This window comes from Streptomyces sp. CB02056 (assembly GCF_001905545.1).
Lineage (GTDB): Bacteria > Actinomycetota > Actinomycetes > Streptomycetales > Streptomycetaceae > Kitasatospora.
Genome location: NZ_LIPD01000009.1, coordinates 633,503 through 659,823, shown reverse-complemented (window position 1 = coordinate 659,823; position 26,321 = coordinate 633,503). Strand labels below are relative to the sequence as shown.

The window sequence follows — 26,321 nt, the reverse complement described above, 5'->3', positions numbered from 1 at the left end:
GTGCGGTGGGCGTGCGGCAGGCGTGCGGCCAGGGCTTTCGCGAGGACGGGCACCACTGTGCGCCCCCGTACGCGCCCTGGCCACGCCCGGCCGGGTGCGGTGATCGTGGACCGGACGTCCGTCGCCGCGCACGGGGGCGGCGCACGGGCGACAGCCGACGGGTGACAACTGACAGCCGACAGATTTCATCATCTGTTCGCTGACCGCTGTCCGTTGTCATCTGTTCGCCGCCCGCCGCCCCGTCGCCCACCGCCCCGGGAGGCCTCCGTTGCACGGACCCGCCCTGGTCAACTGGCTCCTCGCCCTCCTCGCCGCCGGCGCGGGCACCTCCTGCCTGACCCGGCTGCGCCACTCCCCCTGCGCCCCGGGCGGCGCACACCGGCCGCTCGCCCGCGAGTCCGACGCCGCCGAGGCCCTGATGGGGCTCGGCATGGCCGCGATGGCCGTCACCGGCGCCACCGTCCCGGCCGCCGTCTGGGCCGGGCTCTTCGGCCTCCCCGCCGCCGCCTTCCTGCTCGCCGCCGTCCACGCCCCGGCCGGGCGGGCGCACCGCCTGCACCACGCGGTCGGCGCGCTCGCCATGACGTACATGGCCCTCGCGATGACGGGCACCTCCGGCCACGGGCACCACCAGGCCGCCGCCCTGGGCCTTCCGGCGCTGACCGGGGCGCTCCTCCTCTACTTCGGCGGATACACCCTCTGGACCGGCAGCCGGCTGCTGCGCACCCCGGCGGGCGCCCTCGCGGTCGGCACCACCGGTCTGCCACAGGCCTGCCGACTCACCATGGGGATCGGCATGTTCGCCATGCTCCTGACCATGTGACGGCCGCACGCCACGACCTCCGGCGCCCCAAGGGCCCCGTCCGGGCGTGGCGTTGGTCACTGGCCGGACGAAAGCCGTTCCACCGGACGTCGCCAGCGCATAGGTTGGCAGGGAGCGCGTTGTCGCGTTCCGTGCGTACTCGGGGAGCCCATCGATGCCTGCCCTGATCGGCCTGCTGCTGCTCGGCCTGCTGCTCTCGACCGTCGCGCCCCGGCCGCTGGCCCGGGCCCGCTGGGCGGAGCGCGAACCGGTGCTGGCACTGCTGGTGTGGCAGTGCCTGGTGGTGGCCGTCCTGCTCTGCTGTGCGCTGGGCCTCCTCCTGGCGGCCTCCGCCGCCCTGCCGGAGCTGCGCGCGCTGCTGTTCCGCGGCGCGCCGCACGGCGTGGAGGCGGCGTACGGCCTCCAGGAGGCCGAGGGCTGGGGCCGGCTGTGCGCCGCGGCACTGGCCGCGGGCGGGGTGCAGACGGTGTTGGCGCTCACCCGCGAGGTCCGCACGGCCAAGGCGCTGCGCAATCGCCGGCACGCCCAACTGTCCACCCGCGCACCCGAGTTGCCGGACAGCATCGAGAGCGACCGGAGCCGCCGGGAGCGGCTGGTGGTTCTGGAGAACGTCCGCCCGGAGGCATGGTCGCTGCCCGGACCGGACTCCCGGCTGGTGGTCACCACCGGCGCCCTCCGGCAGCTGACCGACCGGGAGCTGGCGGCCGTGCTGAGCCATGAGCGCGGCCACGTCCGGGCCCGGCACCACTGGCTCCAGCAGTTCGCCCAGGCGCTCGCCTCCGGCTTCCCCGGGGTCGGCGTGTTCAGCGCCTTCCGGGACCAGGTGGCGGAGCTGGTCGAACTGGCCGCCGACGACCGGGCCGCCCGTCGGCACGGCCGGCACACCACCGCCCTCGCGCTGGCCGAACTCAACCTGGACCGCGGGGTGTTCGGCTCCTGTCCGCCCGGCCTGGCGCAGTCCCCGAAGCGGGTCGACCGACTGCTCGCGGGCCGTCCGCGGCTCTCCGTCCCGCACCGGCTGCGGCTCACCGTCGGGGCGCTCGCCGCGCCCGCCGTGGTCGTCCTGCTGGCCGCCGCACCGGGGCTGCACTCGCTGCTCTGAGGCCAACCCGGCGTCAGCCAAAGGTTCTTGACGTTCCGTCAGCCGGAAAGCCGATCCGTCAGTCGGTGGACGATCCGCAGGCCGGCCCGAGTCCACCGCCGAGGGTCAGCTCCAGCACCTGGCGGTGGAGCGGCCTGGCCTGCTCGTACCGTTCCCGCCCGGCCTCGGTGAGGGTGAGCACGACGCCCCGCCGGTCGCTCTCGCACATCGCCCGGGTGACCAGTCCGGCCTTCTCCAGGCGGGCGATCAGCCGGGAGAGCGCGCTCTGGCTCAGGTGGACGGTGTGGGCCAGTTCGCTCACCCGCACCGCGGGCCCGCCGCCGCCCCCGCACTCCTCGACGAGGCGCTCCAGCACCTCGAACTCGCTCATGCCCAGCCCGTACCGGTCGCCCAGCTCGCGGTCGAGCATGCAGGCAGCGGCAGCGTGCCGGGCCAGCAGCTCGCGCCACTGCGCGACGAGACCGGTCTCCGCCGGGGAGTCGAGTTCAGCCACGCCGCCACCCTAGCACGTGCATCGACAATTATTGCGTTCACATCTAATTCACTTGCATTGAATGCATGTGCATGTACTGTCCTCCCCATGACCACCGCGACCCTCCCATCACCCGATGCCCCGTCAACCAGCGGGCCGCACTGGACTCCCCGCCTCTGGGGCACGCTGATCGTGCTCTGCGCCGCCATGTTCCTGGACGCCCTGGACGTCTCCATGGTGGGCGTCGCCCTCCCGTCCATCGGCTCCGACCTGCACCTGTCCACCTCCACCCTGCAGTGGGTGGTCTCCGGCTACGTGCTCGGTTACGGCGGTCTGCTGCTGCTCGGCGGACGCGCCGCCGACCTGCTCGGCCGCCGCCGGGTGTTCCTGGTCGCCCTGGGCGTCTTCGCCGCCGCCTCACTGGTCGGCGGCCTGGTCGACGACGGCGGCCTGCTGATCGCGGCCCGCTTCCTCAAGGGCGTCAGCGCCGCCTTCACCGCCCCGGCCGGCCTGTCGATCATCACCACGACCTTCGCGGAGGGCCCGGCCCGCAACCGCGCCCTGTCGATCTACACCACCTGCGGTGCCAGCGGCTTCTCGCTCGGCCTGGTGCTCAGCGGCCTGCTCACCTCGGTCGGCTGGCGCTGGACCTTCCTGATGCCCGTCCCGGTCGCGCTGCTCGCACTGGTCTTCGCCGTCCGGCTGCTCCCCCGCCCGGTCGAGGAGCGCGCCAAGGGCGGCTACGACGCGCTGGGCGCGATCACCGGCACCGCGACCGTTCTGCTGCTGGTCTTCACCGTCACCGAGGCCCAGGGCGCCGGCTGGCTGAGCGCGCGCACGCTCGGCTCGATGCTCGTCGTCGCCCTGCTGGCCGCCGCCTTCCTGCGGGTGGAGAGCCGCGCCGCGCACCCGCTGGTCCGGCTCGGCATCTTCCGCAACGGTTCGGTCGCCCGGGCCAACGTGGTCGCCTTCGCGATGACCGGCGCCTACGGCGGTTTCCAGTTCGTGGTCACCCTCTACCTCCAGCACCTGCTCGGCTGGTCGGCCCTGGAAATGGCCCTCGGCCTGCTCCCCGCCGCGGCCCTCATCGCGCTCTCGGCACCCTTCATGGGCCCGATCGTGGACCGCTTCGGCACCGGGCGGCTGCTGCCGATCGGCCTGCTCTCGCTGGTCGCCGCCTTCGCGCTGTTCCTGCGGCTGGACGAGCACAGCTCGTACCCCGGCCTGGTGCTGCCCTCGATGCTGCTGCTCGGCGTGGGCTTCGCCTTCGCCTTCCCCTCGGTGAACATCGCCGCCACCGACGGCGTGGGCGACGAGGAGCAGGGCCTGGCCTCGGGCCTGGTGAACACCGCGATCCAGGTCGGCACCGCGGTGGTCCTGGCCGGAGCGACCGCGATGATCACGGCCGGCAGCGCGGGCGGCGACAGCCCGCAGGCCCAGCTGGACGGCTACCGGCCGGCGCTGCTGTTCGTCACGATGGTCGCCCTGGTCGGCCTGGTGGTCGCGGCGGCGGGCGCCCTGGTGGACCGGCGCCGCGCCTCAACTCCCGCGCCGGTGCCGGATTATGATTACTCATCAGCCGGGTCGACCGCGGCCCGCGCCGAAGTCCTGACCGAGCGCTGACCCCGGGCCCCGCCCGCGGCCGATCTCCGGGCCGTCGGGCCGTGGCGCCGGCTCCACCAAACCCCCGTGTTGGTGGAGCCGGCCGTCTTCGTGGCGGCCGCCCGGGCAGCGCCCCTCGGGGCACGGTTCCTCGGTGCGGCTGTCGGCTCCGCAAGTATATTGGCTCGCAGCCAACGAACGTTCGGAGCAGACACGATGGCACCTCGCGGGGATTCGGTCAATGAGGAGATGCGGCAACGCTCCCGCCGACGCATCATGCGGGCCACCGTCGAGCTGGTTGACCAGCGCGGATACGCGGGCACCACGCTGACGGACATCGCCGAGCGGGCCGGACTCGCCCGCGGGCTGCTCTCGTACTACTTCGATGGCAAACGGCTGCTGATGCAGTCCGCGACGCACCGGATGATGCACCAGTCGCTGGCCTGCGCCCTGGCGGAACTGGCACCCGGTTCCTCGCCGAACGCCCGGCTGGCCCGGGCGATCGACACCGTGCTCGGGCTGGCGCTGGACCACCCCCGGGTGATGCGCTCGCACCTGGCACTGATCCTCGACCCGGATACCGGCGCCTTCGTCCAGGACCCGGAACAGCAGCAGCTCGGGGCCCTGCTCCAGGGCCTGCTGCTCGACTGGGGCGCGCCCGACCCGGTCGCCGAGCACGCCGTCCTGCGCAGTGCGCTGATGGGCGGCTGCATCGGGGTGCTGCTGCCGGGCGCCGAGATCCCGCTGGCGCCGATCCGGGCCGACCTCTTCCGCCGCTACGACCTGGCCTGGGAGCTGGGCCGCCCGCCGCAACCGTCCCCGCCGGAACGCGAGAGGCCGCCGGCCCGCGACTGACGGCGGGTGGGCGGCCTGGCGGACCGACTGCCGGGGGCCTCGCGAGGGAGGGATCTCACAGGCCCCGGACGGCAGCGGCTCAGCGTTCCTTCAGGATCGAGGCGAGCAGGTCTATCGTGCGCTCCGGCGTGAGACTGTCCACGCAGAGCCGCTCCATGACCTGGATGTAGGCGTCGACGTCGTCGCGCTTGTCCAGGTAGAGCGCGCTGGTGAGCTGCTCCAGGTAGACCACGTCCGCGAGGTCCTGCTCCGGGAAGCGCAGGATCGTGAACGCCCCGGACTCGCCCGCGTGCGCGCCGAACCGGAACGGCATGACCTGGATCACCACGTTGGCCTGCTCGGCGACGTCGATCAGGTACTGCACCTGACCGCGCATCACCTGGGGCCCGCCGACCGGCCGGCGCAGCGCGGCCTCGTCGATGACCGCCCACAGGCGCGGGCTGGCCCCCTCGGTCAGCAACTTCTGACGGCGCAGCCGGAGGCTGACCCGCCGTTCGACCTCCTCCTCGCTGATGACCGGCCGACTCTGGCCGAAAACCGCCCGTGCGTACTCCTCGGACTGCAGCAGTCCGGGGATGAACTGCACCTCGTAGGTGCGGATGAGCTGGGCGGCCTCCTCCAGGCCGACGTAGGTCTGGAACCAGCCCGGCAGCACGTCGTTGAAGCTGTGCCACCAGCCGGACTTGTTGGCCTCGCGGACGAGGCCGAGCAGGGCTTCCCGCTCGATGCCGTCGTCCACGCCGTACAGGCTGAGCAGGTCGGCGACGTCGCGCTCCTTGAAGCTGACGCGGCCGAGTTCCATGCGGCTGATCTTGGACTCGGAGGCCCGGATCGCGTAGCCCGCGTCCTCGCGGGTGATGCCGCGCGCCTCACGCAGGCGGCGCAGCTGCGAGCCGAGGAGGATCCGGCGGACCATCGAGCCGCCGCCCGGCTGAACTGTGGTCATGCGGTCGAAACCTCCACCTAGGGCAAACAGCGCACAGTCTGCCATCAGTTGAGCGCTCACGGTGCCGATACTGACGGATGTTCCTATCAGTTCTGCACTCCACGCACCAGGATGCACGTGCATTCGGCGCTTGCATATGCCAATAGTGCGACTGCACGTGAATCGACTCTTGCATCTGCAGTGAGCGCACACCACCATGGTGCACGTGCACCTGCACATCCCTGGCAATCCCGCGGGCTCCGCGTCGACCCCACGCGCGACTCCGTGCACCGACCCGACGGCGTCCCCCGCGTCATCGGGCGTTCGAGTGCGCGCGCGCCTGGTCGAGGGGGCGGCCGAGCGGCCGAGCGAGTCGGAGGTGACCGGCATGACCCCGGCGGGTCCAGCCGTGTCCGCCCCCTTATGGGAGGAGCTCTTCATGAGCACCGGTACGGCTTTGGCGGTTGACCCCCATGTGGTCACCTGTACGCTCGCTCCTCGCTTCGAAGCCGTCAGAACCGCGCGGGACTTCGCTCGGAGCACGCTCCAGCTCTGGGGCCTGACGGAACTGTTCGACGACGTCGCGCTGGTGGCCTCGGAACTCGTGACCAACGCGCTCCGGCATGCGATCGGCGCACGGCCCGACCCGTCGGGCGGCGCCCTGGGCGAGTACGACTTTCCCATGAAGCCGACCGCGGACGGCCGGCTGCCGATCCGAATAAGCCTGGTGCACCGCGCACCCCAGGTGGTCTGCGCGGTGAGCGATCCGAGCAGCACCGGCCCGGTCGCCCGGGAGGCCGACTTCGTCGCCGAATCGGGCCGCGGGCTGCACCTGGTGGAGTCGTTCAGCCGCTCCTGGGGCTGGCACCCGCTGGGCAGCGGCAAGGTGGTCTGGGCGATGTTCGAGGCCGAGTCGGTCGGCGGTTCCCCGCTGGACGGACACCCCGGGCTCGGCGGCCGCTCACCGCTCGACGGTCCCGTCGACGTCGGCGGACGGCATCGGCGCTCGGCCTAGGACGGGCCCCGCGCTCCGAGCGGGTCCTGTACTCCCAGCGGGCCCCGTGCTCCGAGCGGGCCCGGCGTTCCGGACGAGCCCTGCCTTCGGGACGGACCCCGCGCCGGACGGCGCGCGGCCGGGCGACGGACACCCCGGGAGGACCGCACCCCGGGTGCTTCCAGCAGGCCCCGTCGAGAGCCTCCGGCACCACGGAACCGCGAGCGGCTCAGCGCGGCCGGGCGGGCCAGGCGGCCGGACGGATCCGGGAGAGGCCTCCGGAGCGAAGACATCCGGAGGAGACAAAGACAAAGGCCGTCGTGGTGTCGGCACCCACGACGGCCCCCCGATGATGGAGCACGGCGGCCGGTCAGACCGCCAGGTGGTCGAACTCCCCGTCCTTCGCCCCCAGCAGCAGGGCGGAGATCTCGGCCCGGGTGTAGATGAGTGCGGGGCCGTCCGGGAACCGCGAGTTGCGCATCGCCACATCGCCGCCCGGCAGGGCCGCGAACTCGACGCAGTTGCCCTGGGAGTTGCTGTGCCGGCTCTTCTGCCAGACCACCCCCTGGAGATCGGCGGCGGCCATCCCGTTGTAGGTGTCGTACGAGCCGTGCGTGTCCTGCGAGTCGTGCATAGAAATCTCCCGAAGAGCTCCGGAGTTGTCGTCCAGCGCGGCGCCCCCGGCACCGCCGAAACGAACGGACCGGCCCCGTACCGGTCCGGCACAACGCCTCACTTGACGTGATGATAGCCGCAGTGCACGTGCATCAGCACGGGACATTGCAGGTGCACGAGGCCTTTTACCCGCAGCCGCGAACTCTTCACGGGCCCTTCCCCTGACGGTACGTAAACGGACATAGCCGATGAATCGTCGAGCCCGCGATAACCGGCCGTGAGCACCTCCCCGCTGAATGTTGATCTTCGAATGCCGGGAGTCGCCCGCCCGTGACCCTCCGTCAAGCCGGGCCCATGCTGTGAGACATCTCACGCGCCCCGGGTGCAACGCCCGTCCCCTCGGATCGCGTCGGGACAAGCACCGGCCACCACGCGGGGGTTGGGCGAAGAATGTCCGGATTGTAGGCAAAGCGCCCGGACCGGCGCCGGAGACGCACCGGGTCCGTACCGCGAGCACGCGAAACCCGTACGGCAGCCGACTGCAAGCCGGACGGGCCGATGTCCTACGATCTCCGGCATGAGCACCGCAGCCATTCCGGGCGCGCCACTGCCCGTCCGTACTCCAGGCTCCCGTGCGCGGGGGCGCCACCGTCGTCCCGAGCGCCCCGAGATCCCGGCCGGCGCCCCGGCCCTGGTGCTCGCCGTGCCCGCGACCGCCGGGCCCGAGTCCCGCTCGGTCGTCGAGGAGCTGCTCTCGATCGTCCGCACCGAGCAGAACGGCGTCCAGACCGCCGTCGGCTACCTCCCCGGTGACGGTGCGGCGGGCGCGAGCGGCGAGGACCGCACCGTGGCCGAGCTGCTGGCCCTGGCCGCCGAGGCCGGGCGGCCGATGCCCGTCCTGGTGCCGCTGGTGCCCGGCCCGCACACCTTCCTGACCGGGCTTCACGCGCTCGCCGCCGAGTACGGCGCGCCCGTCACCGACCCGCTGGGCCCGCACCCGCTGCTGGCCGAGGCCGTGCACGTCCGGCTCTCCGAGGCCGGGCTGGCCCGGGCCGACCGCGCCCGGCTGTTCGCCATCGCGACCGCCGCGGACGGCGTGGTACTGACCACCGTCGGCGGCGAGGACGCGGCCGCCGCGGCCGGCATCACCGGCGTGCTGCTGGCCGCCCGGCTGGCCGTGCCGGTCGTCGCCGCCGCGCTCGACGTGCCCGGCTCGGTGGCCGCGGCCGTCAACCACCTCAAGGACACCGGCTCGCAGCGCCCGGCCCTGGCCCCGCTGGTGATCGGCCCGGAGGCGGACTCCGAGCTGCTCGCCACCGCCGCCGAGGAGACCGGCTGCCCGTCGGCCGCGCCGCTGGGCGCCTACCCGTCGGTCGGCCAGCTGATCGCCTCCACCTACCTGGCCGCGCTGCCCACGCCGTCCCCGGAGGACCTGGCACGGGCCGAGGCGGAGGCGGCGGCCGCCGCCGAGGCCGAGGGGGTCGTGGAGGGCTCCCGTGGCGCCCACGCGGCCGCCGAGGGGCCTGGCGGACGATAAGGACACCGCGCGCGGGTTCGCGCGCACCGAAGGGCCCGGAACGGATCGCGTTCCGGGCCCTTCCGCGTACTTCCCCCACCCCGTCCGTCCCGTACGGGAGTCACCCGGCAATGAAGGGGAATGTCCGTTCTGGCGCTATTTGAAAGGAAATAGGGAGCGTGGATTCACATGCTCCGATCGCGACCGCTCCCCCACCCGCCGGAGTGCGCCACTCCGCGATTCGACGCACCGTCACGCCACTCCTGAGGCGGAGCCAGTTGTCGGCTTCCACAACAGCATTGCCTGAAAACGATCATTTACGATCATGGTGAGTGGCAATTTTGGCAGTTTCCACTAAACCGTGATGCACATCACAGTGGTTTGCAGTTTGAACTTAAGTCTGATTAACGTGCTCCCCGTTCGTGACCACACGAACCCGGTCATCCGCAACGCCGAGTCCTGCCGTCGGATGTCCTGGAAGCGCGAAAACGCACCACGGCAGGAGCGGGGGACCCACAGGTAAGTCGCCCCGGACCGCTCTCCGGAACGGTCCAGGGCTAGGGGTGAAGCCGTGCTCACCGCACGGCCGGGCAACTCCAGCCCGAATCCGACAGCTCACCTCGCAGGCGTGGGAGAGGACCACGTCTTCATGCTGCCCACCAACGGCACCCGTCTGTCCGGCCGTACCCGTCGCGTGATCGCCGCCCTCGGCGTCGCGGGCGTCGGCCTCACCGTCCCCTGCCTCACCACCGGCACCGCCTCGGCCGCCTCCGTCGCCACCTGGGACAAGGTCGCCCAGTGCGAGAGCGGCGGCAACTGGAGCATCAACACCGGCAACGGCTTCTACGGCGGCCTCCAGTTCACCTCCAGCACCTGGTCCGCCTTCGGCGGCACGGCCTACGCGGCCCGCGCCGACCTGGCCGCCAAGGACCAGCAGATCGCCGTCGCCGAGAAGGTCCTCGCCTCGCAGGGCCCCGGCGCCTGGCCGGTCTGCTCGGTCCAGGCCGGGCTCACCAAGGGCGGCGCCGCGGCCGCCGTTGACACCTCGGCGGGTTCGACCGCCGCCAAGCCCGCCGCGCCCGCCCAGAGCGCCAAGCCGGCCGCTCCGGCCGCTCCGGCCACGAAGCCCAGCGCCAAGCCCGCGCAGCCCCAGACCCCCGCCGCGAAGCCCGCCGCGCCCGCCCAGGGCGACGCGCAGGCCTCCACCGACTCCGCCGCCTCCGGCAACCGGAGCGACTGGGTGCAGAAGCGCCAGCAGCAGGCCCAGGGCGGCGACTACACCGTCGTCGAGGGCGACTGGCTGTCCGCGATCGCCGACCAGCACAAGGTGCAGGGCGGCTGGCAGCGGCTGTACGACCTCAACCGCGGCACCCTGACCGAGGGTCCGGACACCATCTACCCGGGCCAGCAGCTGTCCTTCGGCGGCAACGGCCAGGCCCGGGCCGGCCAGTCCTCCGCCGGCACGTCCGGCTCGGACTTCACCTGGTTCGACCGCTCGCAGAAGTCCGGCCAGTCCGCGAACGGCGGTGCCGTGAACGCCCAGCCGACCGCGCAGCCCGAGGCCCCGGCCGCCAAGCCGTCCACCAAGCCGGCCGCGAAGCCCGCCACCAAGCCCGCCCCGCAGCCCCAGGCCCAGACGCAGACCCAGACCCAGGCGCCGGCCGCGACCGGCAGCATGGCCGCCGCGGTCTCCTTCGCCGAGTCGAAGGTCGGTCAGGCGTACGTCTACGGCGGCACCGGCAACGGCGGCTGGGACTGCTCCGGCCTGACCCAGGCCGCGCTGCGCGCCGCGGGCATCTCCGTCCCGCGCGTCGCCGCCGACCAGGCCGCCGCCAGCACCCACGTCTCGCTGGACAGCCTCCAGGCGGGCGACCTGCTGTTCTGGTCCAACAACGGCAAGGACTCCGGCGTCTACCACGTCGCGATCTACGTCGGCAACGGCAAGTACGTCGAGGCCGCCAACCCGAGCTCGGGCGTCCGCGAGCAGAGCATCGCCAACTGGGCCCCGGACTTCGCCGGCCGGGTCTGAGGACGGCGCACCGTCCACGGCGCACGGCCGACGGACGGCCGGTAACAGCTGACGGGTAACAGATAACAGCTGACAGCTTTCAACATCTGTCAGCTGTTATCCGTCAGCTGTCGGCCGTCGTCCGAACACTGACCGCCCACCACCCCCGGGGAGAGTCTGGTCGCTCCTCCCCGGGGGTTCCGGCGTTCCCGGGGCCACGGCGTGCCCGACCGTTCCCGACCGCGGTTCCGCCCCGTTCCGTGGTGGATCGCCGCCCCAGCGGGCATGCTGCTGCTCTGCACCCGAGGAGGAGTCACATGGCCCAGGTCACCGTCACCCTCGACGCGAACCTCGCGATCGACGCGATGATGCTTTCCGGCACCAAGAGCCCCCAGGACGCCGTCGAACTGGTCCTGCGCGACTACCTGGCCTGCGGCCGCCGTACCGAGACCCGTACCGGCGAGGCCGCCGACGGGCACCGCCTGACCGCCGACCGCCCTACCGCCCAGGAGGGCTGAGCCACCCCATGGCCCGGCACGGCCTGCCACGGCCCGCCACGGCCGACCGCGCGCACGCCGACGGGCCCCGGAGAGCGATCGCCCTCCGGGGCCCGTCCGACGGCCGTGGCGGCCGGGGTTCAGCGCGCGCAGGCCCCGGTGGACCCGCGCATCACCAGCTCCGGCTGGAACATGAACTCGCCGCGCTGGGCGGCGTTCCCGCCGACCTCCTCCAGCAGCGCGTCCACCGCCGCCGTGGCCATCGCCTCGACCGGCTGGCGGATCGTGGTCAACGGCGGCTCGGTGAAGGCGATCAGCGGCGAGTCGTCGAAGCCGACCACCGACACGTCCTGCGGCACCGACAGCCCGCGCTGCCGCACCGCCCGGATCGCCCCGAGCGCCATCATGTCGCTCCCGCAGACGATCGCCGTGCAGCCCTTGTCGAGCAGCGCGCCGGCCGCCGCGTGCCCGCCCTCCACGCTGAACAGCGTGTGGTGGACGAGGTTCTCGGCTTCCTCCCGGCCGAGCCCGAGCACCTCGCGCATCGCCGCCGTGAAGCCCTCGATCTTGCGCAGCACCGGTACGTACCGGCGCTGACCGACGGCCAGCCCGATCCGCTCGTGCCCGAGTTCGGCCAGGTGCTGGACGGCCATCCACATCGCGGCGCGGTCGTCCGGCGAGATGAACGGCGCGTCGATCTTCTCGCTGTAGCCGTTGATCAGCACGAACGGCACCCCGCGCCCGGCCAGCCGGGCGTAGCGGTCGTGGTCGGCGGTGGTGTCGGCGTGCAGGCCGGAGACGAAGACGATGCCCGCCACGCCCCGGTCCACCAGCATGTCCACCAGTTCGTCCTCGGTGGACCCGCCCGGCGTCTGGGTGCACAGCACCGGGGTGTAGCCGTGCCGGCTGAGCACCTGCTCGATCACCTGGGCCAGCGCCGGGAAGATCGGGTTGCTGAGCTCCGGCGTGATCAGGCCGATCAGCCCGGCGCTGCGCTGGCGAAGGCGGGTCGGCCGCTCGTACCCGAGCACGTCGAGTGCCGCCAGCACGGTCTGCCGGGTGGCGGCGGAAACGTTCGCCTTGCCGTTGAGCACGCGGGAGACGGTGGCTTCGCTGACCCCCGCCTGCGCCGCGATGTCTGAGAGTCGCGCCGTAGTCACGGTCCCAGAGCCTATTCCAACCACGTCAGACCGCCCACCAGCCGGTGCTGTCCGGAGCGAGCACCGTCTCGCCGCCGTCCACCACGAGGTCGGTCGAGGCGAGCAGCAGCGTGCCCGGGGCCGCGATCCGCACCGGCTCGCCGGTGGTGTTCACGGTGCAGACGAAGGCGCCGCGGCGGAACGCCAGGGTGCCCTCGGGGCTCTCCAGCCACTCGACCCCGGTGCCGGCGCCGAGGTCGGGCTGGGCCCGGCGGACGGCCAGCGCGCTGCGGTAGAGCTCCAGGGTGGAGTTCGGGTCGCCGGTCTGCGCCTCGACGCTCAGCTCGGCCCACTCGGCCGGCTGCGGCAGCCAGGACGGCCCGCCGGCCACCGGGCCGAAGCCGTACGGGGCCTCGGTGCCGGACCACGGGATCGGGACGCGGCAGCCGTCGCGGTAGCCGTCCTGGCCGGCCTGGCGGAAGAAGGACGGGTCCTGGCGGACCTCGTCGGGCAGGTCGGTGACGTCCGGCAGGCCGAGCTCCTCGCCCTGGTAGACGTATGCCGAGCCGGGCAGCGCGAGCATCAGCAGGGTGGCGGCGCGGGCGCGGCGCAGGCCGAGCGCCCGGTCGCCGGGGGTGCGGATCTGGGTGCCGAGGCCGGGCTCGTTGGCGAACCGGGTGGCGTGCCGGGTGACGTCGTGGTTGGACAGCACCCAGGTGGTGGGGGCGTCGACCGGGCGCATCGAGTCGAGCGAGAGGTCGATCACCTCACGCAGCGTGGCGGCCTCCCAACCGGTGCCCAGGTACTGGAAGTTGAAGGCCTGGTGCAGCTCGTCGGGGCGGACGTAGTTGGCGGTGCGCTGGACGGTCGGGGTCCAGGCCTCGGCGACGCCGATCCGCTGCCCCGGGTACTCGTCGAGGATCGTGCGCCAGCTGCGGTAGATCTCGTGCACGCCGTCCTGGTCGAAGAACGGCATGACGTCGTTGCCGAGCAGCTTCAGCTGGTCGGCGCCGCCGAGGTCGGGCAGGCCGGGGGCCTTGACCAGGCCATGGGCGACGTCGATGCGGAAGCCGTCCACGCCCATGTCGAGCCAGAACCGCAGGATCGAGCGGAACTCGTCGGCGACGGCCTGGTTCTCCCAGTTGAAGTCGGGCTGCTCCGGGGCGAACAGGTGCAGGTACCAGTCGCCGGGGGTGCCGTCCGGGTTCTCGCTGCGGGTCCAGGCCGGGCCGCCGAAAATGGACTCCCAGTCGTTGGGCGGGAGTTCACCCTGCTCGCCCTTGCCGGGGCGGAAGTGGTAGCGGTCGCGCAGCGGGGAGCCGGGGCCCTCCCGCAGGGCGCGCTGGAACCACTCGTGCTGGTCCGAGGAGTGGTTGGGGACGAGGTCGACGATGATCCGCAGGCCCAGGTCGTGGGCGTCCCGGATGAGGGCGTCGGCGTCCAGCAGGGTGCCGAACATCGGGTCCACGGCGCGGTAGTCGGCGACGTCGTAGCCGGCGTCCGCCTGCGGCGAGGCGTAGAACGGCGACAGCCAGACCGCGTCCACCCCGAGGTCGCGCAGGTAGGGCAGGCGGCTGCGGACGCCGGGCAGGTCGCCCATGCCGTCGCCGTTGGAGTCGGCGAAGCTGCGCGGGTACACCTGGTAGATGACCGCGTCCCGCCACCAGCCTCTGGACGCGCTGACGTTCGCCTCGTGAGCGGTGTCGGCGGCAGGCCGGGAGGTGTCGGCCAGGTTCTGGGTCATGGACGGTATCCCTTGGGGACTAGAGGAGCGGAAGGCGCCGGGACGTGGAGGCGCGTGACGACGTGGTCGGGAGCGGCGGCGTTGCGGGTGGTGCGTGACGACGCGGTGGCGCGCTACGACTTGGAGGCGCCGGCGGTCAGACCGGTGACCAGGTGGCGCTGCACCAGGTAGAAGAAGGCCGCGGACGGGATCGCGATCAGCACGGCGGTCGCGGCCATCAGGTTCCACTGGGCGTCGTGCTCGCTGACGAAGGTCTGCAGGCCCACGGCCAGCGTGTACTTGTCGGAGCTGAGCATGAACGTGGAGGCGAACGGCACCTCGGCCCAGTAGGTGAGGAACGAGTAGAAGGCCGCCACCGCCAGGCCCGGGCGGGCGAGCGGCAGCACCAGCCGCCAGAAGGTGCCGAACGGGCTGAGCCCGTCGACCCGGCCGGCCTCGTCGATCTCCACCGGGATGGTGTCGAAGTAGCCCTTCAGCAGCCAGGCGCAGTACGGCACGGTGGTGGTCGAGTAGACCAGGATCAGGCCGGTGTAGCTGTCCAGCAGGCCGAGTTCGGAGAGCATCGTGTACATCGGGACGATCAGCACCGCGATCGGGAACATCTGGGTGACCAGCAGCGACCACATCAGCGGCTTGTGCCCGGGGAACTTCATCCGGGAGACGGCGTAGCCGGTGGTGGCGGCGAGCATCACGCCGAACACGGTGGTGACCCCGGAGACCAGCAGGGCGTTGCCGAACCAGGTGAAGAAGTCGGTGTCGGACAGCACGTGCTGGTAGTTCGACAGCGTCAGCTTGTCGAGGATCTGGCCGGGGTGGAGGTAGTCGGTCTTGTCCGGGCCGAGCGAGACGAACAGGATCCACGCGACCGGGAACAGCGCGATCAGGCCGGCCAGGATCAGGGTGCCGTGGGACAGCGCCCGGGCCAGCGGGCTGCGCTCGCCGCGGCGGCGGACCTTGGCGGGCCGGGCCGCCGGGGCCGGGGCCGCCGCACGGGCCGGGAGTTCGGTGGTGGTGCTCATCGGGGGTACCTGCCTTCGTGGGTCAACTGGGTCCGGGGCCTCAGCCGTTGGCCTGCTCGTTGCGGGCGAGCCAGCGCCGGTAGAAGGCGGTGAAGACGATCAGGATGGACAGCAGGATCACGCCGTAGGCGGCGGACTGCGCGTAGTCCCGCGGGATCTGGCCGAAGCCGAGGCGGTACGCCCAGGTGACCAGCAGCTGGGCGTCGGGGGCGCCGGTGCCGAACAGCAGGAAGATCACGTTGAACTGGTTGAACGTCCAGATCACGCCGAGCAGCACGACCGTGGAGGAGACGGAGCGCAGACCGGGCAGGGTGACGTACCGGAAGCGCTGCCAGGCGGTGGCGCCGTCCATCTCGGCGGCCTCGTACAGCTCGGCCGGGATCGACTGGAGGCCGCCGAGCAGCGAGATCATCATGAACGGCACGCCGGCCCAGGTGTTCACCATGATCGCGGCCGCCTTCTGCGCCCACGGCTCGGTGAGCCAGCCCGGCTCGGGCAGGTGCAGGAAGGAGAGGATGCTGTTGACGACGCCGCCGTCGGCGAGCATCAGCCGCCAGGAGAAGACGGTGACGAAGGTCGGTACGGCCCACGGCAGGATGAGCAGCATCCGGTAGGCGGCGCGGCCGCGCAGCTTCTGGTTGAGCAGCAGCGCGAGGCCGAGCCCGAGGGTGTAGTGCAGGAAGACGCAGACGGCCGTCCAGGCGATGGTCCAGACGAAGTGCGACCAGAAGCGGTCGTACGAGCCCGGGCCCCACAGGATGTCGGTGTAGTTGTGGAAGCCGACGAACTGGTAGGTCGCCGGGATCTCGTTGACGCCGATCTTGCGCGCCATGTTGAGGCTGTTGGCGTCGGTGAGGGTGAGCCAGATGCCCTCGGCGAGCGGGTAGAGCACCAGCACGCCGAGCACCAGCACGACCGGGGCGATCATCGCGTAGGCGTACCAGTGCTTGGCGTAGGACCGCTTGACGCGTTCCAGCAGGCCCGGACGCTGCTCGCGCTCCCGGCTGCCCTTGCCGGTGGCGCCCTGCACGGCGACTGACATCGTTTGCACCTTCTCGGGGGGATTCTCGGGGGGAGCCGACGGCCCGGCCCTCCGGGGGGCGACAGGTGAGGGGCGGCGCCGAACGACGGACGGCGAACAACTGACAGGTGATGAAATCTGTTCTCTGTTATTCGTTCGCCGTCACGCGTTCGGCCGCTCCTCGTCCGCTGTCACCCGTCGACCGGCGGGCCGGGCACAGGGACTACTTGGCGAAGCCCGGCAGGAGCTTGGCGTAGTCGGTGGAGACGGTGTTCAGCGCGTCCTGGGTGCTCGTACCCTGGACGGCCTTGCCCAGGTTGGTGCTCAGCGAGGCGAACAGCGAGCTGTACTCGGGCAGTTCGGGGCGCGGCTTGGCGCTGCTCAGCACGGCCTGAAAGCCGGCGATGCCCGGGTCGGCCTTGACGTCGGCGGTGAAGGCGTCGGAGCGGGTCGGCAGGGTGGAGTTCTTCTGCGCGATGAACGCCTGGCTCTCGGCCGAGGTCATGAAGGCGGCGAACTTCTCCGCGGCGGCCTTGTGGGCCTTGTCGGCACCCGCGTACACGGCGATGTTGTGACCACCGGTGGGAGCGGCGGCCTTGCCGCTGGAGCCGGCCGGGACGGCGGCGATGCCGAGGTTGTTCTTGTCGGCGAAGGCCGAGCCCTTGTAGATGTTGGTGATCTCCCAGGGGCCCTGGACGATCGCCGCGACCTTGCCGCTGTTGAAGGCGTCCATCATGTGGGCGTAGGCGTCGGTGGTGACGTCGGCCTTGACGGTGCCGGGCGAGGTGAACATCGTCTTGTAGGTCTCGACGGCCTTGACGGCCTCCGGCGAGGCGACGCTGATCTTCTTGCCAGCGGCGTCGACGGTGTCGGTGCCCTCGCCGTACAGGAACGGCATCGCGTAGTAGCCGTCCGCGGCCTTCAGCCAGAAGCCGTCCACGCCGGCCTTCTCCTTGACGGCGGCGGCGTCGGTCTTCAGCTCGTCCCAGGTCTTCGGCGCCTCGGTGATGCCGGCCTTGGTGAACAGCTCCTTGTTGTAGAGCAGGCCGAGCGTGTCGGTCACCAGCGGAACGCCGTACAGCTTGCCCTCGTACTTGGCCTGCTGGATCAGGCTCGGCTGGAAGGCGGAGGTGTCGGCGGCGGCCGGGGTGCCGTCCAGCGGCTCCAGGAAGCCGGCCTTGGCGAAGGCGGCGGTCCAGCCGACCTCGGAGCGGAACACGTCCGGAGCACCCTTGGCCCCCATGGCGGTCTGCAGCTTGTTCTGCGCCTGGTCGAACGGCACGTTGACGAAGTCGACCTTGACGGTCGGGTTCGCAGCCTCGAACTTCTTGACGAGCTCCTGGTAGTTCGGCGCCTCGTTGGTGGCGTTCGACGTGTCCCAGTACGTGAGGGTGACCGGCCCGTCGGCCTTGCCGTCGGAGCTGGAGCCGCTGCTGCCACAGGCAGCCATCGAGACCGCGAGGGCCACAACGAGGGCAGAGGCCGCGATGCCACGCCGCATGAGAACTCCTAGGGAGGGTGGGGGTGCCCGAGATGTTCCGAGACAGGCGCATAATGGCTGCCTCGTGCCGACCGCACCGTTGCTGCCGTCGGGCTCGGGAAGGAAGTTAACAGCGGCGCAAGAGGGACGGAAAGTCCTTGCAGCAAGTTTCTGCAAGAAACCGCGATCGTTACGCCCGCGTGTCCTGGACGTAGCCACTCGGTAGTTGACGGCGGCACCGATTGTCCCGTTTCGCCCGATTCACCCCTCCGTGGGCTGGCCGACGGAACCACCGTGCGTGGCCGGAAACGCTCTGCAGCAAACTGGACGCATGCGAATCAGAGCCGTCACCAGGGACGAACTTCCGCTGCTCGCCGAGCTGGAGCGGGCCGCCGGCGCACCCTTCGCCGCGATCGGCATGCCGGAGATCGCCGAGGACGAACCCCCCGCACCCGAGGAGCTGGCGCACTACCTGGAGCGGGGCGTCGCCCTGCTCGCCGAGGCCCCCGACGGAACCGTCGCCGCCTACCTGCTCGCCGAACCGGTGGACGGCGCCCTCCACATCGAACAGGTCTCCGTGCACCCCGACCACGCCCGCCGCGGCATCGGCCGGGCGCTGATCGAGCACCTCGCCGAAACCGCCGACGCCCCCGCGCTCACCCTCACGACCTTCGTTGAGGTCCCCTGGAACGCCCCCTACTACGCCCGCTGCGGCTTTCGGCCGCTGGCCGAGGAGGAACTCACGCCGGGCCTGCGGGAGATCCGCCGCAAGGAGGCCGAGCACGGCCTGGACCGCTGGCCCCGGCTCTGCATGCGCCGGGACCTGCGGCCGTAGCGCCGGCCCCGGCCGGCCGGTCCTCCTGATCAGCCCTGCCGGTCGGTCCCAGCCGTCAGCCCTTCCCACCGGTCCTACTGGTGGGTCCCCAGCCGGAGCACGGTGGTCGAGCGGAACTCCTCCCCCGGCCGCAGCTCCGTGCTGGGGAACGCCGGGTGGTGCGGGGAGTCCGGGAAGTGCTGGGTCTCCAGGGCGATCCCGGCGAACGGCCCGTACGGGACGCCGCTCGCGCCGGTGACCGCGCCCTGGAACTTGTTCGCCGTGTAGACCTGGATGCCCGGCTCGGTGGTCAGCACCTCCAGGGTGCGGCCGCTGACCGGGTCCTCCAGCAGCGCGGCCCGCACCGGGGCCCCGTCCGCGGGACGGGCGCGCAGCACCCAGTTGTGGTCGTAGCCGCCGGGCCCGGCCAGCTGGGGGTGCTCGTCGTGCACCGACTTGCCGATCGGCGTGGCCGCCGTGAAGTCGAACGGCGTGCCGGCCACCGGCTCGGTCCGACCGTACGGGATCTGCCGCTCGTCGGCCGGGGTGTACGCGTCGGCGTCCAGGGTGAGCAGGTGGCCCAGGACGTCGCCGCTGCCTTCACCCGCGAGGTTGAAGTACGCGTGGTTGGTCAGGTTGACGACGGTCGGCTTGCTGGTGACGGCACGGTAGGCGATCACCAGCTCACCGGAGGCGTCCAGGGTGTACGTGACGGTGACGTCCAACGCGCCGGGGAAGCCCTGGTCCCCGTCCGGGCTGTGCAGCGCCAGCCGCACCCCGCCCTCGACCGGCTCGGCCGCCCACATCCGGTGCGCGAAGCCGTCCGGACCGCCGTGGATGGTCATGCCGCCGCCGGTCGGAGCGAGCTGGTGCTCCTCGCCGTCGATGGTGACCGACGAGCGGTCGATCCGGTTGGCGTACCGGCCCACCACCGTGCCGTAGTGCCGGGCCGGGCCGAGGATCTCGGACAACCGGTCGGTGGCAAGCAGCAGTTGGGCGGAGCGGCCGGAGCGGTCCGGTGCGCTCAGGGTGTGCAGGGTCGCCCCGAGGGTGAGCACGCTCGCCTCGTACGGGCCGGCCGTGAGCGTCCAGCGCTCGATCGCGGCACCCGCGCCCGAAGGGTCCAGGGGTTCCTGCCGCACGCTGGTGGCCTCGCTCGCCATTGGCCTGCTCCTCACTGGCGGCGGGCGTTGCACCGCGGCCGCCCGGTTCCGGGTCCGTCGAGGGGGCGCCGCGGCAGCCCCGTGTCCGTCAGCCTAGCGACGGCGGCGGCAGCGGGGGCGCATCCACCAGCCCACGCGCCGCCCCGCGCGCCGCCGTCCACCACCGGGCGCCCGCCACGCTCACCGGGCGCCGGACCCGACCGCCGGGCGCTGACCGCCGCGCCCGGCACCCGCCCCTCGCCCGCCTAGTCGTTCAGGTCCCCCAGCCGCCCCAGGTCCCGCTGCTGCGGCGGCAGCCCGAGCGCCGAGGCCAGGCCGTCCGGCCCGCTGCCCGCCTTGCGGTAGACCGCCGCCAGCCGCCGGTTGACGATTCCGATCGGCACCCCGAGCTCGTCGGCGATCCGCTGCGGCGGCACGCCCTGCACGGCCCGCTTGGCGACCTCCCACTCCGAGCTGCTGAGCGTCTCCAGGGTGTCCCGGAAGTCGCGCAGCCCCACCCGGTTGGGCCGCAGGCCGTAGTTGGCGAGCTCCTGCCGCGCCCGGTCGACCAGCCCCTCCGCCGAGCAGTGCTGGGCCAGCTCGATGCCCTGGTACAGGCACTCCTGGGCGTCGTCCAGCCGGCCGACCCGGCGCAGCGCGGCCCCGAGGTCGACCAGCGCGACGGCGTGCTCGTAGCCGGCCGGGGACTGCCCGAGGTACGCCACGGCCTCCTCCAGCAGCTCGACCGCCTGTCGGCCGTGCTCGATCCGCGCGTACAGCCGCAGCGCGCTGCCGATCGCCGAGGCGGTGCCGAAGGCCCGCGCGTCATGGACCGCCTTCTGGGCGTACTCCCGGGCACGCTCGGGCTCGTCGCCCGCGATCGCGATGGCGAGGTGGCCTGCCCAGGGCGCCCAGACGGTGTTGCGCCAGCCGCGGATCTCCAGCTGGGAGCCGGCCTCGGTGAGCGCGGCGGCCGCGCCCGCGTTGCGGGTCTTGGCGACCAGCAGCTTGCCGTACAACGAGGCGGCGTCCGGCAGCACCATGGCGGTCGCGTGGTACGGCGGGTGGAAGCCGGAGTCGTTGGCCAGCTGCCAGGCCTCGTCGATCCGGCCGCGGGCGAGCAGGGTGTCGACCAGCACGCCGACCGCGTCCCAGGCCAGCGGCAGCATGTCCCCGATCCGCTCGGAGATGCGGTGCGCCCGGCGCAGGAAGTCCTCGGCTTCGGCGAGCAGGCCGCGGCGGAACCGGGCCAGGCCCATCAGGAAGTAGGCGAAGCCCCGGTGGGCACCGCTCCAACCGGCCACCTCGAACTGGATGATGGCGTCCGCGGCCAGCCGTTCGGCCTGGGCGATGCGGTCGTTGTAGATGTACGTGAGGCAGAGCATCGAGGGCAGTTCGAAGCCCCAGGTGGTGTCGGTCCACCCGAGGCCCTTGGGCAGCCGCCCGCCGTCGAGGACCTCGTCGGCGAGCGCGAGCGCCTCCGCGGACGGGGCGCCGCGCAGGGTGAGGTCCCAGGCGCGCATGGCGAGTACGGCCCGGGCGGAGGCCTCCTTGCCGTTCAGGCTCCGGCACATCTCGCCGAGCCGGGCGGAGCGGCCCGGGCCGTCCTCCTCGGACTTGCGGAAGGCGTGCCACATGAACGAGGCGGCCTGGAGCCGCTGACGCCCGGCCGGGTCGACGGTCTGCTCGGCCTCGCGCTGGCAGACCAGGGCGGCCTCGCCCAGCTCACCGGCGTGGGCGAGCACCTCGGAGAGCCGGAAGGTGGCGTCCACGCGCAGTTCGGGCCGCAGCGGCAGCTCGTCGGGGTCGAGGGCCAGCTTGAGCTGGTTGACGGTGGCGACGGGGTCGGTGAGCAGTGCGGAGCAGCCGAGTTCGTACATCACCTCGGCCTTGATCTCGTCGGCGGGCGGCTCGTTGAGCGCGCGGTGCAGACAGCGCTGGGCGGCCTCGGGGGCTCCGATCAGCTGGTGTTCGATGGCGGCGCGGCGCAGCTTCTTGACGATCCGGTCGTCGCCCTCGCCGGAGTGGGTCTCGACCAGGTGGCGGGAGGCGGCGAGCAGGCCGAGTCCGGCGTTCTCGATCTCGGCGGCGGCGATGCCGTGCATGCCGAGGCGGGTGGCGTCAGGCATGGTGTTGTAGATGGAGCTGGCGATCAGCGGGTGGACGAACTCCAGGTTCCCGTTGGGGGTCTGGGTCAGCACGCGCTGCTTGCGCAGCTGCTTGATGGACTCGCGGGCGCCCTCGGTGCTCTGGGTGGAGATCCGGGTGGCGAGGTCGACCCGGATGTCGGTGCCCAGCATCGCGCAGGCCCAGGCATACCGCAGGGTGCTGGCGCCTAGCCGGTCCAGCCAGCTCTTGAGGGTCATCCCGGTGGCGTCGACGGCGAGTTCGCGCAGCTGCCGGGAGTTCTCCTCGACCGGTTCGAGCTCCTGGTCGCGGACCTGGTCGAGCAGGGCGATGACCTCGAACGGGTTGCCGTTGACGACGTTCCAGAACTCGTAGCAGAAGGCCTCCTCGGCCTTGTCGCCGAGTTCGGCACGGATCATGTCGGTGACCGAGCTGAGGTTGAGGCGGTTGAGCTCGTGCCTGCGCGCCTTGAGTCCGAGGACGGCCCGGCGGAATTCCTGGGTCTCGGTGGGCCAGTCGCTCTCGTCCTCCCGGAAGGCGAAGACGAGCAGGACGGGAAGTTCACTCGATCGGATGGCGAACTTGGTCAGCCAGGAGAGTGACTCCCCGTCCGCCCAGTGCAGGTCGTCGACGATCATCACCATCGGCGCCCGGCGCGGCGCGAGCTGGGTGAGGACGTAGTCGAGGCCGTCGCGCACGCCCTGCGGGTCGAGGCGGCGGGCGCCGGCCTTGGGCTGCTTGAGGCCCATGGCCGGTCCGACGACCTCCTCCCAGGTGCCCATGACCTGGGCGAACACGTCCGGCGGCAGGTCGCTGAGCACGGGCTGGAGCAGCTGCCGCAGCACGTGGTACGGATCCTTGAACTGCCGTTCTCCGCCTCGAGCGAAGAGCACGGTGGCGCCGTCGCGGAGCTTGGCGAGCCGCCGGACCTCGTGCAGCAGACTGGTCTTTCCGATGCCGGGGCGGCCGGAGAAGGTGAGCAGGTCACCGATCTCCGTGCCACCTGCGGCGAAGCCGCGGCAGAGCTGGTCCACGGCGGCCTCCACCGAGCGCAGTTCGGAGTCGCGGTCGTGCAGCCGGACCCGGGGCGCGGTGCCGTCGCCCTCGTGGGCGGAACCAGCACCCGCCCGAATTGCGTTCTCCTGCTCGGTCACCGTCGTGCCTCCGCCTCGCCCGCTCGCGTCACAGCTCCATCACTGCGTGCAGCCGAGGTTAGCGCCGCGCGGCCGTTCCCGTGGGGCATTCGTGCAGGCTGGGGCGGACGGTGAGGGTTCGGGCGGCTTGTCAAGGGCAACTGCCCTATATCCCTAACGTCCGATCATTGCATCAGATACCCTACGGCCTTCGAGGTTCGGATGATCTTGCGGAACCCACCCCCACCGCCCGCGCCTCGCCGCGTCAACTCCCCCCACCATCAGCGCTCGAACAAAAAGCGCCCCCAACCTCCGCTGCACCGGGAGTCCGATGTCTGACGACACCTCACTTCAGATTCCGTTCCCGCACCGCCGCAGTCCGCACGGCCCGCGCGCCACCGCACTGCACCGGGACTGGCTCATCCGCCACCCCCTGCTACCCGACGCCGACCACCCCGGCTACGCCCACTGGGAAGTGGTGGACCTCGCCGCGCTCGGCTACCCGGACGCCGGTCCGGACGAACTCGCCCTGGCCGCCGACCTGATGGGCTTCTACTTCCTCTTCGACGACCAGTTCGACGGCCCGCTCGGCCGCCGCCCCGCCGAAGTCGCCCCGATCTGCGAACGGCTGATCGCCGTCCTGCACGGTGCCCGCCCCGACCAGGACTCCCCGGTCGAGACCGCGTTCGCCGACCTGTGGGACCGCAGCGTCCAGGGCATGCCGGCCCGCTGGCAGGCCCGCGCCGCCTACAACTGGGAGTACTACCTGGCCAGTCACCCGGCCGAGGCGGCCGGCCGGATCTCCACCCGGCCGCCGGACCGCGACGGCTACCTGGAGCTCCGACGGGGCACCGCGGCCATGGAGACCATCTTCGACATGGTCGAACGCCTGGGCCAGTTCGAGGTCCCGGCCGCCGTCCTGCACCACCCGGTGCTGCGCCAACTCCGCCAGCTGGCCGCCGACATACCGTCCCTCAGCAACGACGTGCGCTCCTACCCCCTGGAGGCGCCGCGCGGGGACGTGAACAACCTGGTCATGATCGTCCAGCGGGAGCGGTGCTGCTCGGCCGAGGAGGCCTGCGCAGCGGTCATCGCCGAGGCCCAGCTGATGGTCGACCGCTGCGCCGAGCTGCGCGACCGACTGCCGGACGTCCACCGCGAGTTGGGCCTCTCCCGGATCGAACGCGTGATCGCCGAGCGGTACGCGGACGGACTGCTGACCTGGCTGGCCGGCTACCTCAGCTGGGAGGCCCGCACCGGGCGGTACCACGCGGTCTGACCGGGCGCCCGCCCCGAACCGCCCGACGGGCGTACGGCGGCCCGCCCCGGGAGCGCCGTCCGGGCCACGCGGCGGCGTGCGGCGGCACGCCGCGGGAACGCGGCCGGAACGCGCGCCCCGCAGCGATCCGGTTCCGGGCGCCCGAGGTGATCCGCTCCGGGGCGCCCCTGGTGATCGGCTCCGGACTCCCGTCGGCACGCCCCCGGGAGCGGCCGGCGGACACACCCTCCGTACGGGCCCGGCGTACGGACCGTAGCCGCGCCGGGCGCCGGGCGGTTATCGTGCTCGACGGCGGGCGCCCGGCGGGGCGCCGGTCCGATGGCGTGTCCCACCCCTCCCGCCGGACCGCCCCCTGACCGGGCGGTCCGGCGTGCCGCCCGCGGCCCGAGCCGCGCCGACGGCACCCGACGCAGCGAGGAGACACCGAGCATGACGGTCTACCAGCCCCCCGGCACCCCCGGCAGCATCGTCGCCTACCGCTCCCGGTACGAGCACTGGATCGGCGGCGACTGGACGCCCCCGGTGCGCGGCGAGTACTTCGGCAACCCGACCCCGGTCACCGGCGAGGTGTTCACCGAGGTCGCCCGGGGCACCGCCGAGGACATCGAGGCCGCCCTGGACGCGGCCCACGCCGCCGCCCCGGCCTGGGGCCGCACCTCGGCCGCCGAGCGCGCGCAGGTGCTGCTGCGGGTCGCCGACCGGATGGAGGCCAACCTGGAACGGCTGGCCGTCGCGGAGAGCTGGGAGAACGGCAAGCCGGTGCGCGAGACGCTGGCCGCCGACCTCCCGCTCGCCGTCGACCACCTGCGCTACTTCGCCGGTGCGCTGCGGGCCCAGGAGGGCAGCCTCTCCCAGCTGGACGAGGACACCGTGGCGTACCACTTCCACGAGCCGCTGGGCGTGGTCGGCCAGATCATCCCGTGGAACTTCCCGATCCTGATGGCGATCTGGAAGCTCGCCCCGGCGCTCGCGGCCGGCAACGCGGTGGTGCTCAAGCCCGCCGAGCAGACCCCGGCCTCGGTGCTGCTGCTCGCCGAGCTGACCGCCGACCTGCTGCCGCCCGGCGTGCTCAACATCGTCACCGGCTTCGGCGAGGAGGCCGGCGCCCCGCTCGCCGCCAGTCCCCGGGTCCGCAAGGTCGCCTTCACCGGCGAGACCACCACCGGCCGACTGATCGCCCGCTCGGCGGCCTACAACCTGATCCCGGTCACGCTGGAGCTCGGCGGCAAGAGCCCGAACGTGTTCTTCGCGGACGTCGCCGCCGCCTCGGACGCCTTCTACGACAAGGCCGTCGAGGGCTTCGCGATGTTCGCCCTCAACCAGGGCGAGGTCTGCACCTGCCCCAGCCGCGCGCTGATCGACTCCGCGATCTACGAGCGGCTGCTCGCCGACGGCCTGGAGCGGGTCCGGGCGATGCGCCAGGGCGACCCGCTGGACACCGAGACCCAGGTCGGCGCCCAGGCCAGTGTCGAACAGCTGAAGAAGATCCTCTCCTACTTCGAGATCGGCCAGGAGGAGGGCGCCAAGCTCCTGGCGGGCGGCGAGCGGGCCGACCTCGGCGGTGCGCTGGCCGGCGGGTACTACGTCACGCCGACGGTCTTCGAGGGCGACAACTCGATGCGGGTCTTCCAGGAGGAGATCTTCGGACCGGTCGTCTCGGTCACCCGCTTCGACGGCTTCGACCACGCCGTCGCCCTCGCCAACGACACCCAGTACGGGCTCGGCGCGGGCGTCTGGACCCGCAGCCTCAACACCGCCCACCGGGCCGGCCGCGCCATCCAGGCGGGCCGGGTCTGGACGAACTGCTACCACGCCTACCCGGCCCACGCGGCCTTCGGCGGCTACAAGAACTCCGGCATCGGGCGGGAGAACCACAAGGCGCTGCTGGAGCATTACCAGCAGACCAAGAACCTGCTGGTCAGCTACTCCCCCGACGCGGTCGGCTTCTTCTAGGAAGTCGGCTTCCTCCAGGGAGCGGAGCGGCAAAGCGGAGCGGGAGGCCCACCGGGGCCTC

The 26,321-nt window shown here is 72.2% G+C and carries 21 protein-coding genes and 1 riboswitch; of the genes, 11 read left to right on the top strand and 10 right to left on the bottom strand.

Annotated elements, in window-relative coordinates:
• The first annotated feature begins 268 nt into the window (after positions 1-268).
• Together AMK13_RS26905 and AMK13_RS26900 are read left to right on the top strand one after the other, a co-directional pair.
• On the top strand, positions 269-823 hold the full coding sequence (locus AMK13_RS26905; protein ID WP_074004390.1) for a DUF5134 domain-containing protein: 555 nt from the start codon (positions 269-271) through the stop codon (positions 821-823).
• Between the two features lie 154 nt (positions 824-977).
• Positions 978-1,925: a M56 family metallopeptidase gene (locus AMK13_RS26900; protein ID WP_074004389.1), complete on the top strand. Its 948-nt coding sequence runs from the start codon at positions 978-980 to the stop codon at positions 1,923-1,925.
• A gap of 58 nt (positions 1,926-1,983) precedes the next feature.
• Here AMK13_RS26900 and AMK13_RS26895 read toward each other — a convergent pair whose 3' ends face one another.
• Positions 1,984-2,418 carry a MarR family winged helix-turn-helix transcriptional regulator gene (locus AMK13_RS26895; RefSeq protein WP_049650557.1) on the bottom strand — a complete coding sequence of 145 codons (435 nt, stop codon included), beginning with the start codon at positions 2,416-2,418 and terminating at the stop codon, positions 1,984-1,986.
• An 87-nt stretch (positions 2,419-2,505) separates the two neighbouring features.
• Here AMK13_RS26895 and AMK13_RS26890 point away from each other — a divergent pair, with 87 nt between their 5' ends.
• Both AMK13_RS26890 and AMK13_RS26885 read left to right on the top strand, forming a co-directional pair.
• Positions 2,506-4,020 (top strand): MFS transporter, encoded by a 1,515-nt coding sequence (locus tag AMK13_RS26890; RefSeq protein WP_074004388.1) that lies wholly within the window; start codon positions 2,506-2,508, stop codon positions 4,018-4,020.
• 228 nt (positions 4,021-4,248) lie between these two features.
• The gene (locus AMK13_RS26885) at positions 4,249-4,854 is read left to right on the top strand and encodes a TetR/AcrR family transcriptional regulator (RefSeq protein ID WP_049650559.1); all 606 of its coding nucleotides are present in this window, start codon (positions 4,249-4,251) and stop codon (positions 4,852-4,854) included.
• A 79-nt stretch (positions 4,855-4,933) separates the two neighbouring features.
• Here the strand turns inward: AMK13_RS26885 and AMK13_RS26880 are convergent, their stop codons facing one another.
• On the bottom strand, positions 4,934-5,800 hold the full coding sequence (locus AMK13_RS26880) for a helix-turn-helix domain-containing protein (protein WP_049650560.1): 867 nt from the start codon (positions 5,798-5,800) through the stop codon (positions 4,934-4,936).
• A gap of 418 nt (positions 5,801-6,218) precedes the next feature.
• Between AMK13_RS26880 and AMK13_RS26875 the strand changes: the two genes are divergently transcribed.
• Positions 6,219-6,794, top strand: a complete 576-nt coding sequence (locus AMK13_RS26875) for an ATP-binding protein (protein ID WP_241853036.1) — start codon at positions 6,219-6,221, stop codon at positions 6,792-6,794.
• Between the two features lie 349 nt (positions 6,795-7,143).
• On the opposite strand, the gene AMK13_RS26870 is transcribed toward AMK13_RS26875, so the two are convergent.
• Complete coding sequence (locus tag AMK13_RS26870) at positions 7,144-7,407, bottom strand: DUF397 domain-containing protein (protein ID WP_074004386.1); 264 nt, start codon at positions 7,405-7,407, stop codon at positions 7,144-7,146.
• Between the two features lie 558 nt (positions 7,408-7,965).
• Here AMK13_RS26870 and AMK13_RS26865 point away from each other — a divergent pair.
• The 3 genes from AMK13_RS26865 (at position 7,966) to AMK13_RS26855 (ending at position 11,430) form a co-directional block, all read left to right on the top strand.
• Positions 7,966-8,925 carry a hypothetical protein gene (locus AMK13_RS26865; RefSeq protein ID WP_234348297.1) on the top strand — a complete coding sequence of 320 codons (960 nt, stop codon included), beginning with the start codon at positions 7,966-7,968 and terminating at the stop codon, positions 8,923-8,925.
• A gap of 450 nt (positions 8,926-9,375) precedes the next feature.
• Positions 9,376-9,546: riboswitch (cyclic di-AMP (ydaO/yuaA leader) on the top strand.
• A complete protein-coding gene (locus AMK13_RS46055; RefSeq protein ID WP_143204640.1) occupies positions 9,533-10,933 on the top strand; it encodes a transglycosylase family protein in 1,401 nt (466 codons plus the stop codon). Its footprint overlaps the riboswitch before it by 14 nt.
• A 296-nt stretch (positions 10,934-11,229) precedes the next feature.
• Entirely contained in the window at positions 11,230-11,430 is a 201-nt protein-coding gene (locus tag AMK13_RS26855; RefSeq protein ID WP_074004384.1) for a hypothetical protein, read from the top strand.
• A gap of 119 nt (positions 11,431-11,549) precedes the next feature.
• Here the strand turns inward: AMK13_RS26855 and AMK13_RS26850 are convergent, their stop codons facing one another.
• The 5 genes from AMK13_RS26850 to AMK13_RS26830 all read right to left on the bottom strand — a co-directional run bounded on the left by AMK13_RS26850 (position 11,550) and on the right by AMK13_RS26830 (position 17,833).
• Positions 11,550-12,569 carry a LacI family DNA-binding transcriptional regulator gene (locus AMK13_RS26850; RefSeq protein ID WP_181970866.1) on the bottom strand — a complete coding sequence of 340 codons (1,020 nt, stop codon included), beginning with the start codon at positions 12,567-12,569 and terminating at the stop codon, positions 11,550-11,552.
• A gap of 25 nt (positions 12,570-12,594) precedes the next feature.
• Positions 12,595-14,292 (bottom strand): glycoside hydrolase family 13 protein, encoded by a 1,698-nt coding sequence (locus AMK13_RS26845; RefSeq protein ID WP_074004383.1) that lies wholly within the window; start codon positions 14,290-14,292, stop codon positions 12,595-12,597.
• A gap of 113 nt (positions 14,293-14,405) precedes the next feature.
• Positions 14,406-15,311 (bottom strand): sugar ABC transporter permease, encoded by a 906-nt coding sequence (locus AMK13_RS26840; RefSeq protein ID WP_049650565.1) that lies wholly within the window; start codon positions 15,309-15,311, stop codon positions 14,406-14,408.
• A 40-nt stretch (positions 15,312-15,351) separates the two neighbouring features.
• Positions 15,352-16,353, bottom strand: coding sequence for a carbohydrate ABC transporter permease (locus AMK13_RS26835; protein WP_074004382.1), 1,002 nt, complete (start codon positions 16,351-16,353; stop codon positions 15,352-15,354).
• Between the two features lie 202 nt (positions 16,354-16,555).
• Complete coding sequence (locus AMK13_RS26830) at positions 16,556-17,833, bottom strand: extracellular solute-binding protein (protein WP_074004381.1); 1,278 nt, start codon at positions 17,831-17,833, stop codon at positions 16,556-16,558.
• Between the two features lie 310 nt (positions 17,834-18,143).
• Between AMK13_RS26830 and AMK13_RS26825 the strand changes: the two genes are divergently transcribed.
• Positions 18,144-18,647, top strand: a complete 504-nt coding sequence (locus tag AMK13_RS26825) for a GNAT family N-acetyltransferase (RefSeq protein WP_074004380.1) — start codon at positions 18,144-18,146, stop codon at positions 18,645-18,647.
• Between the two features lie 74 nt (positions 18,648-18,721).
• On the opposite strand, the gene AMK13_RS26820 is transcribed toward AMK13_RS26825, so the two are convergent.
• A complete protein-coding gene (locus AMK13_RS26820) occupies positions 18,722-19,789 on the bottom strand; it encodes an aldose epimerase family protein (RefSeq protein WP_079272479.1) in 1,068 nt (355 codons plus the stop codon).
• Between the two features lie 245 nt (positions 19,790-20,034).
• A complete protein-coding gene (locus tag AMK13_RS26815) occupies positions 20,035-23,049 on the bottom strand; it encodes an ATP-binding protein (RefSeq protein WP_079272478.1) in 3,015 nt (1,004 codons plus the stop codon).
• A gap of 310 nt (positions 23,050-23,359) precedes the next feature.
• Between AMK13_RS26815 and AMK13_RS26810 the strand changes: the two genes are divergently transcribed.
• Positions 23,360-24,307, top strand: a complete 948-nt coding sequence (locus AMK13_RS26810; RefSeq protein ID WP_049649515.1) for a terpene synthase family protein — start codon at positions 23,360-23,362, stop codon at positions 24,305-24,307.
• Between the two features lie 429 nt (positions 24,308-24,736).
• A complete protein-coding gene (gene exaC, locus AMK13_RS26805) occupies positions 24,737-26,260 on the top strand; it encodes an acetaldehyde dehydrogenase ExaC (RefSeq protein WP_074004379.1) in 1,524 nt (507 codons plus the stop codon).
• The last annotated feature ends 61 nt before the right edge of the window (positions 26,261-26,321 follow it).

What these genes read in the sequence shown, in the direction of transcription:
- AMK13_RS26855 (WP_074004384.1), top strand. Translation starts at nt 11,230, where the DNA reads ATGGCCCAGGTCACCGTCACCCTCGACGCGAACCTCGCGATCGACGCG.
- AMK13_RS26880 (WP_049650560.1), bottom strand. Translation starts at nt 5,800, where the DNA reads ATGACCACAGTTCAGCCGGGCGGCGGCTCGATGGTCCGCCGGATCCTC.
- AMK13_RS26870 (WP_074004386.1), bottom strand. Translation starts at nt 7,407, where the DNA reads ATGCACGACTCGCAGGACACGCACGGCTCGTACGACACCTACAACGGG.
- AMK13_RS26825 (WP_074004380.1), top strand. Translation starts at nt 18,144, where the DNA reads ATGCGAATCAGAGCCGTCACCAGGGACGAACTTCCGCTGCTCGCCGAG.
- AMK13_RS26845 (WP_074004383.1), bottom strand. Translation starts at nt 14,292, where the DNA reads ATGACCCAGAACCTGGCCGACACCTCCCGGCCTGCCGCCGACACCGCT.
- AMK13_RS26865 (WP_234348297.1), top strand. Translation starts at nt 7,966, where the DNA reads ATGAGCACCGCAGCCATTCCGGGCGCGCCACTGCCCGTCCGTACTCCA.
- AMK13_RS26885 (WP_049650559.1), top strand. Translation starts at nt 4,249, where the DNA reads ATGCGGCAACGCTCCCGCCGACGCATCATGCGGGCCACCGTCGAGCTG.
- AMK13_RS26900 (WP_074004389.1), top strand. Translation starts at nt 978, where the DNA reads ATGCCTGCCCTGATCGGCCTGCTGCTGCTCGGCCTGCTGCTCTCGACC.
- AMK13_RS26820 (WP_079272479.1), bottom strand. Translation starts at nt 19,789, where the DNA reads ATGGCGAGCGAGGCCACCAGCGTGCGGCAGGAACCCCTGGACCCTTCG.
- AMK13_RS26840 (WP_049650565.1), bottom strand. Translation starts at nt 15,311, where the DNA reads ATGAGCACCACCACCGAACTCCCGGCCCGTGCGGCGGCCCCGGCCCCG.
- AMK13_RS26890 (WP_074004388.1), top strand. Translation starts at nt 2,506, where the DNA reads ATGACCACCGCGACCCTCCCATCACCCGATGCCCCGTCAACCAGCGGG.
- AMK13_RS26810 (WP_049649515.1), top strand. Translation starts at nt 23,360, where the DNA reads ATGTCTGACGACACCTCACTTCAGATTCCGTTCCCGCACCGCCGCAGT.
- AMK13_RS26830 (WP_074004381.1), bottom strand. Translation starts at nt 17,833, where the DNA reads ATGCGGCGTGGCATCGCGGCCTCTGCCCTCGTTGTGGCCCTCGCGGTC.
- exaC (WP_074004379.1), top strand. Translation starts at nt 24,737, where the DNA reads ATGACGGTCTACCAGCCCCCCGGCACCCCCGGCAGCATCGTCGCCTAC.
- AMK13_RS26835 (WP_074004382.1), bottom strand. Translation starts at nt 16,353, where the DNA reads ATGTCAGTCGCCGTGCAGGGCGCCACCGGCAAGGGCAGCCGGGAGCGC.
- AMK13_RS26875 (WP_241853036.1), top strand. Translation starts at nt 6,219, where the DNA reads ATGAGCACCGGTACGGCTTTGGCGGTTGACCCCCATGTGGTCACCTGT.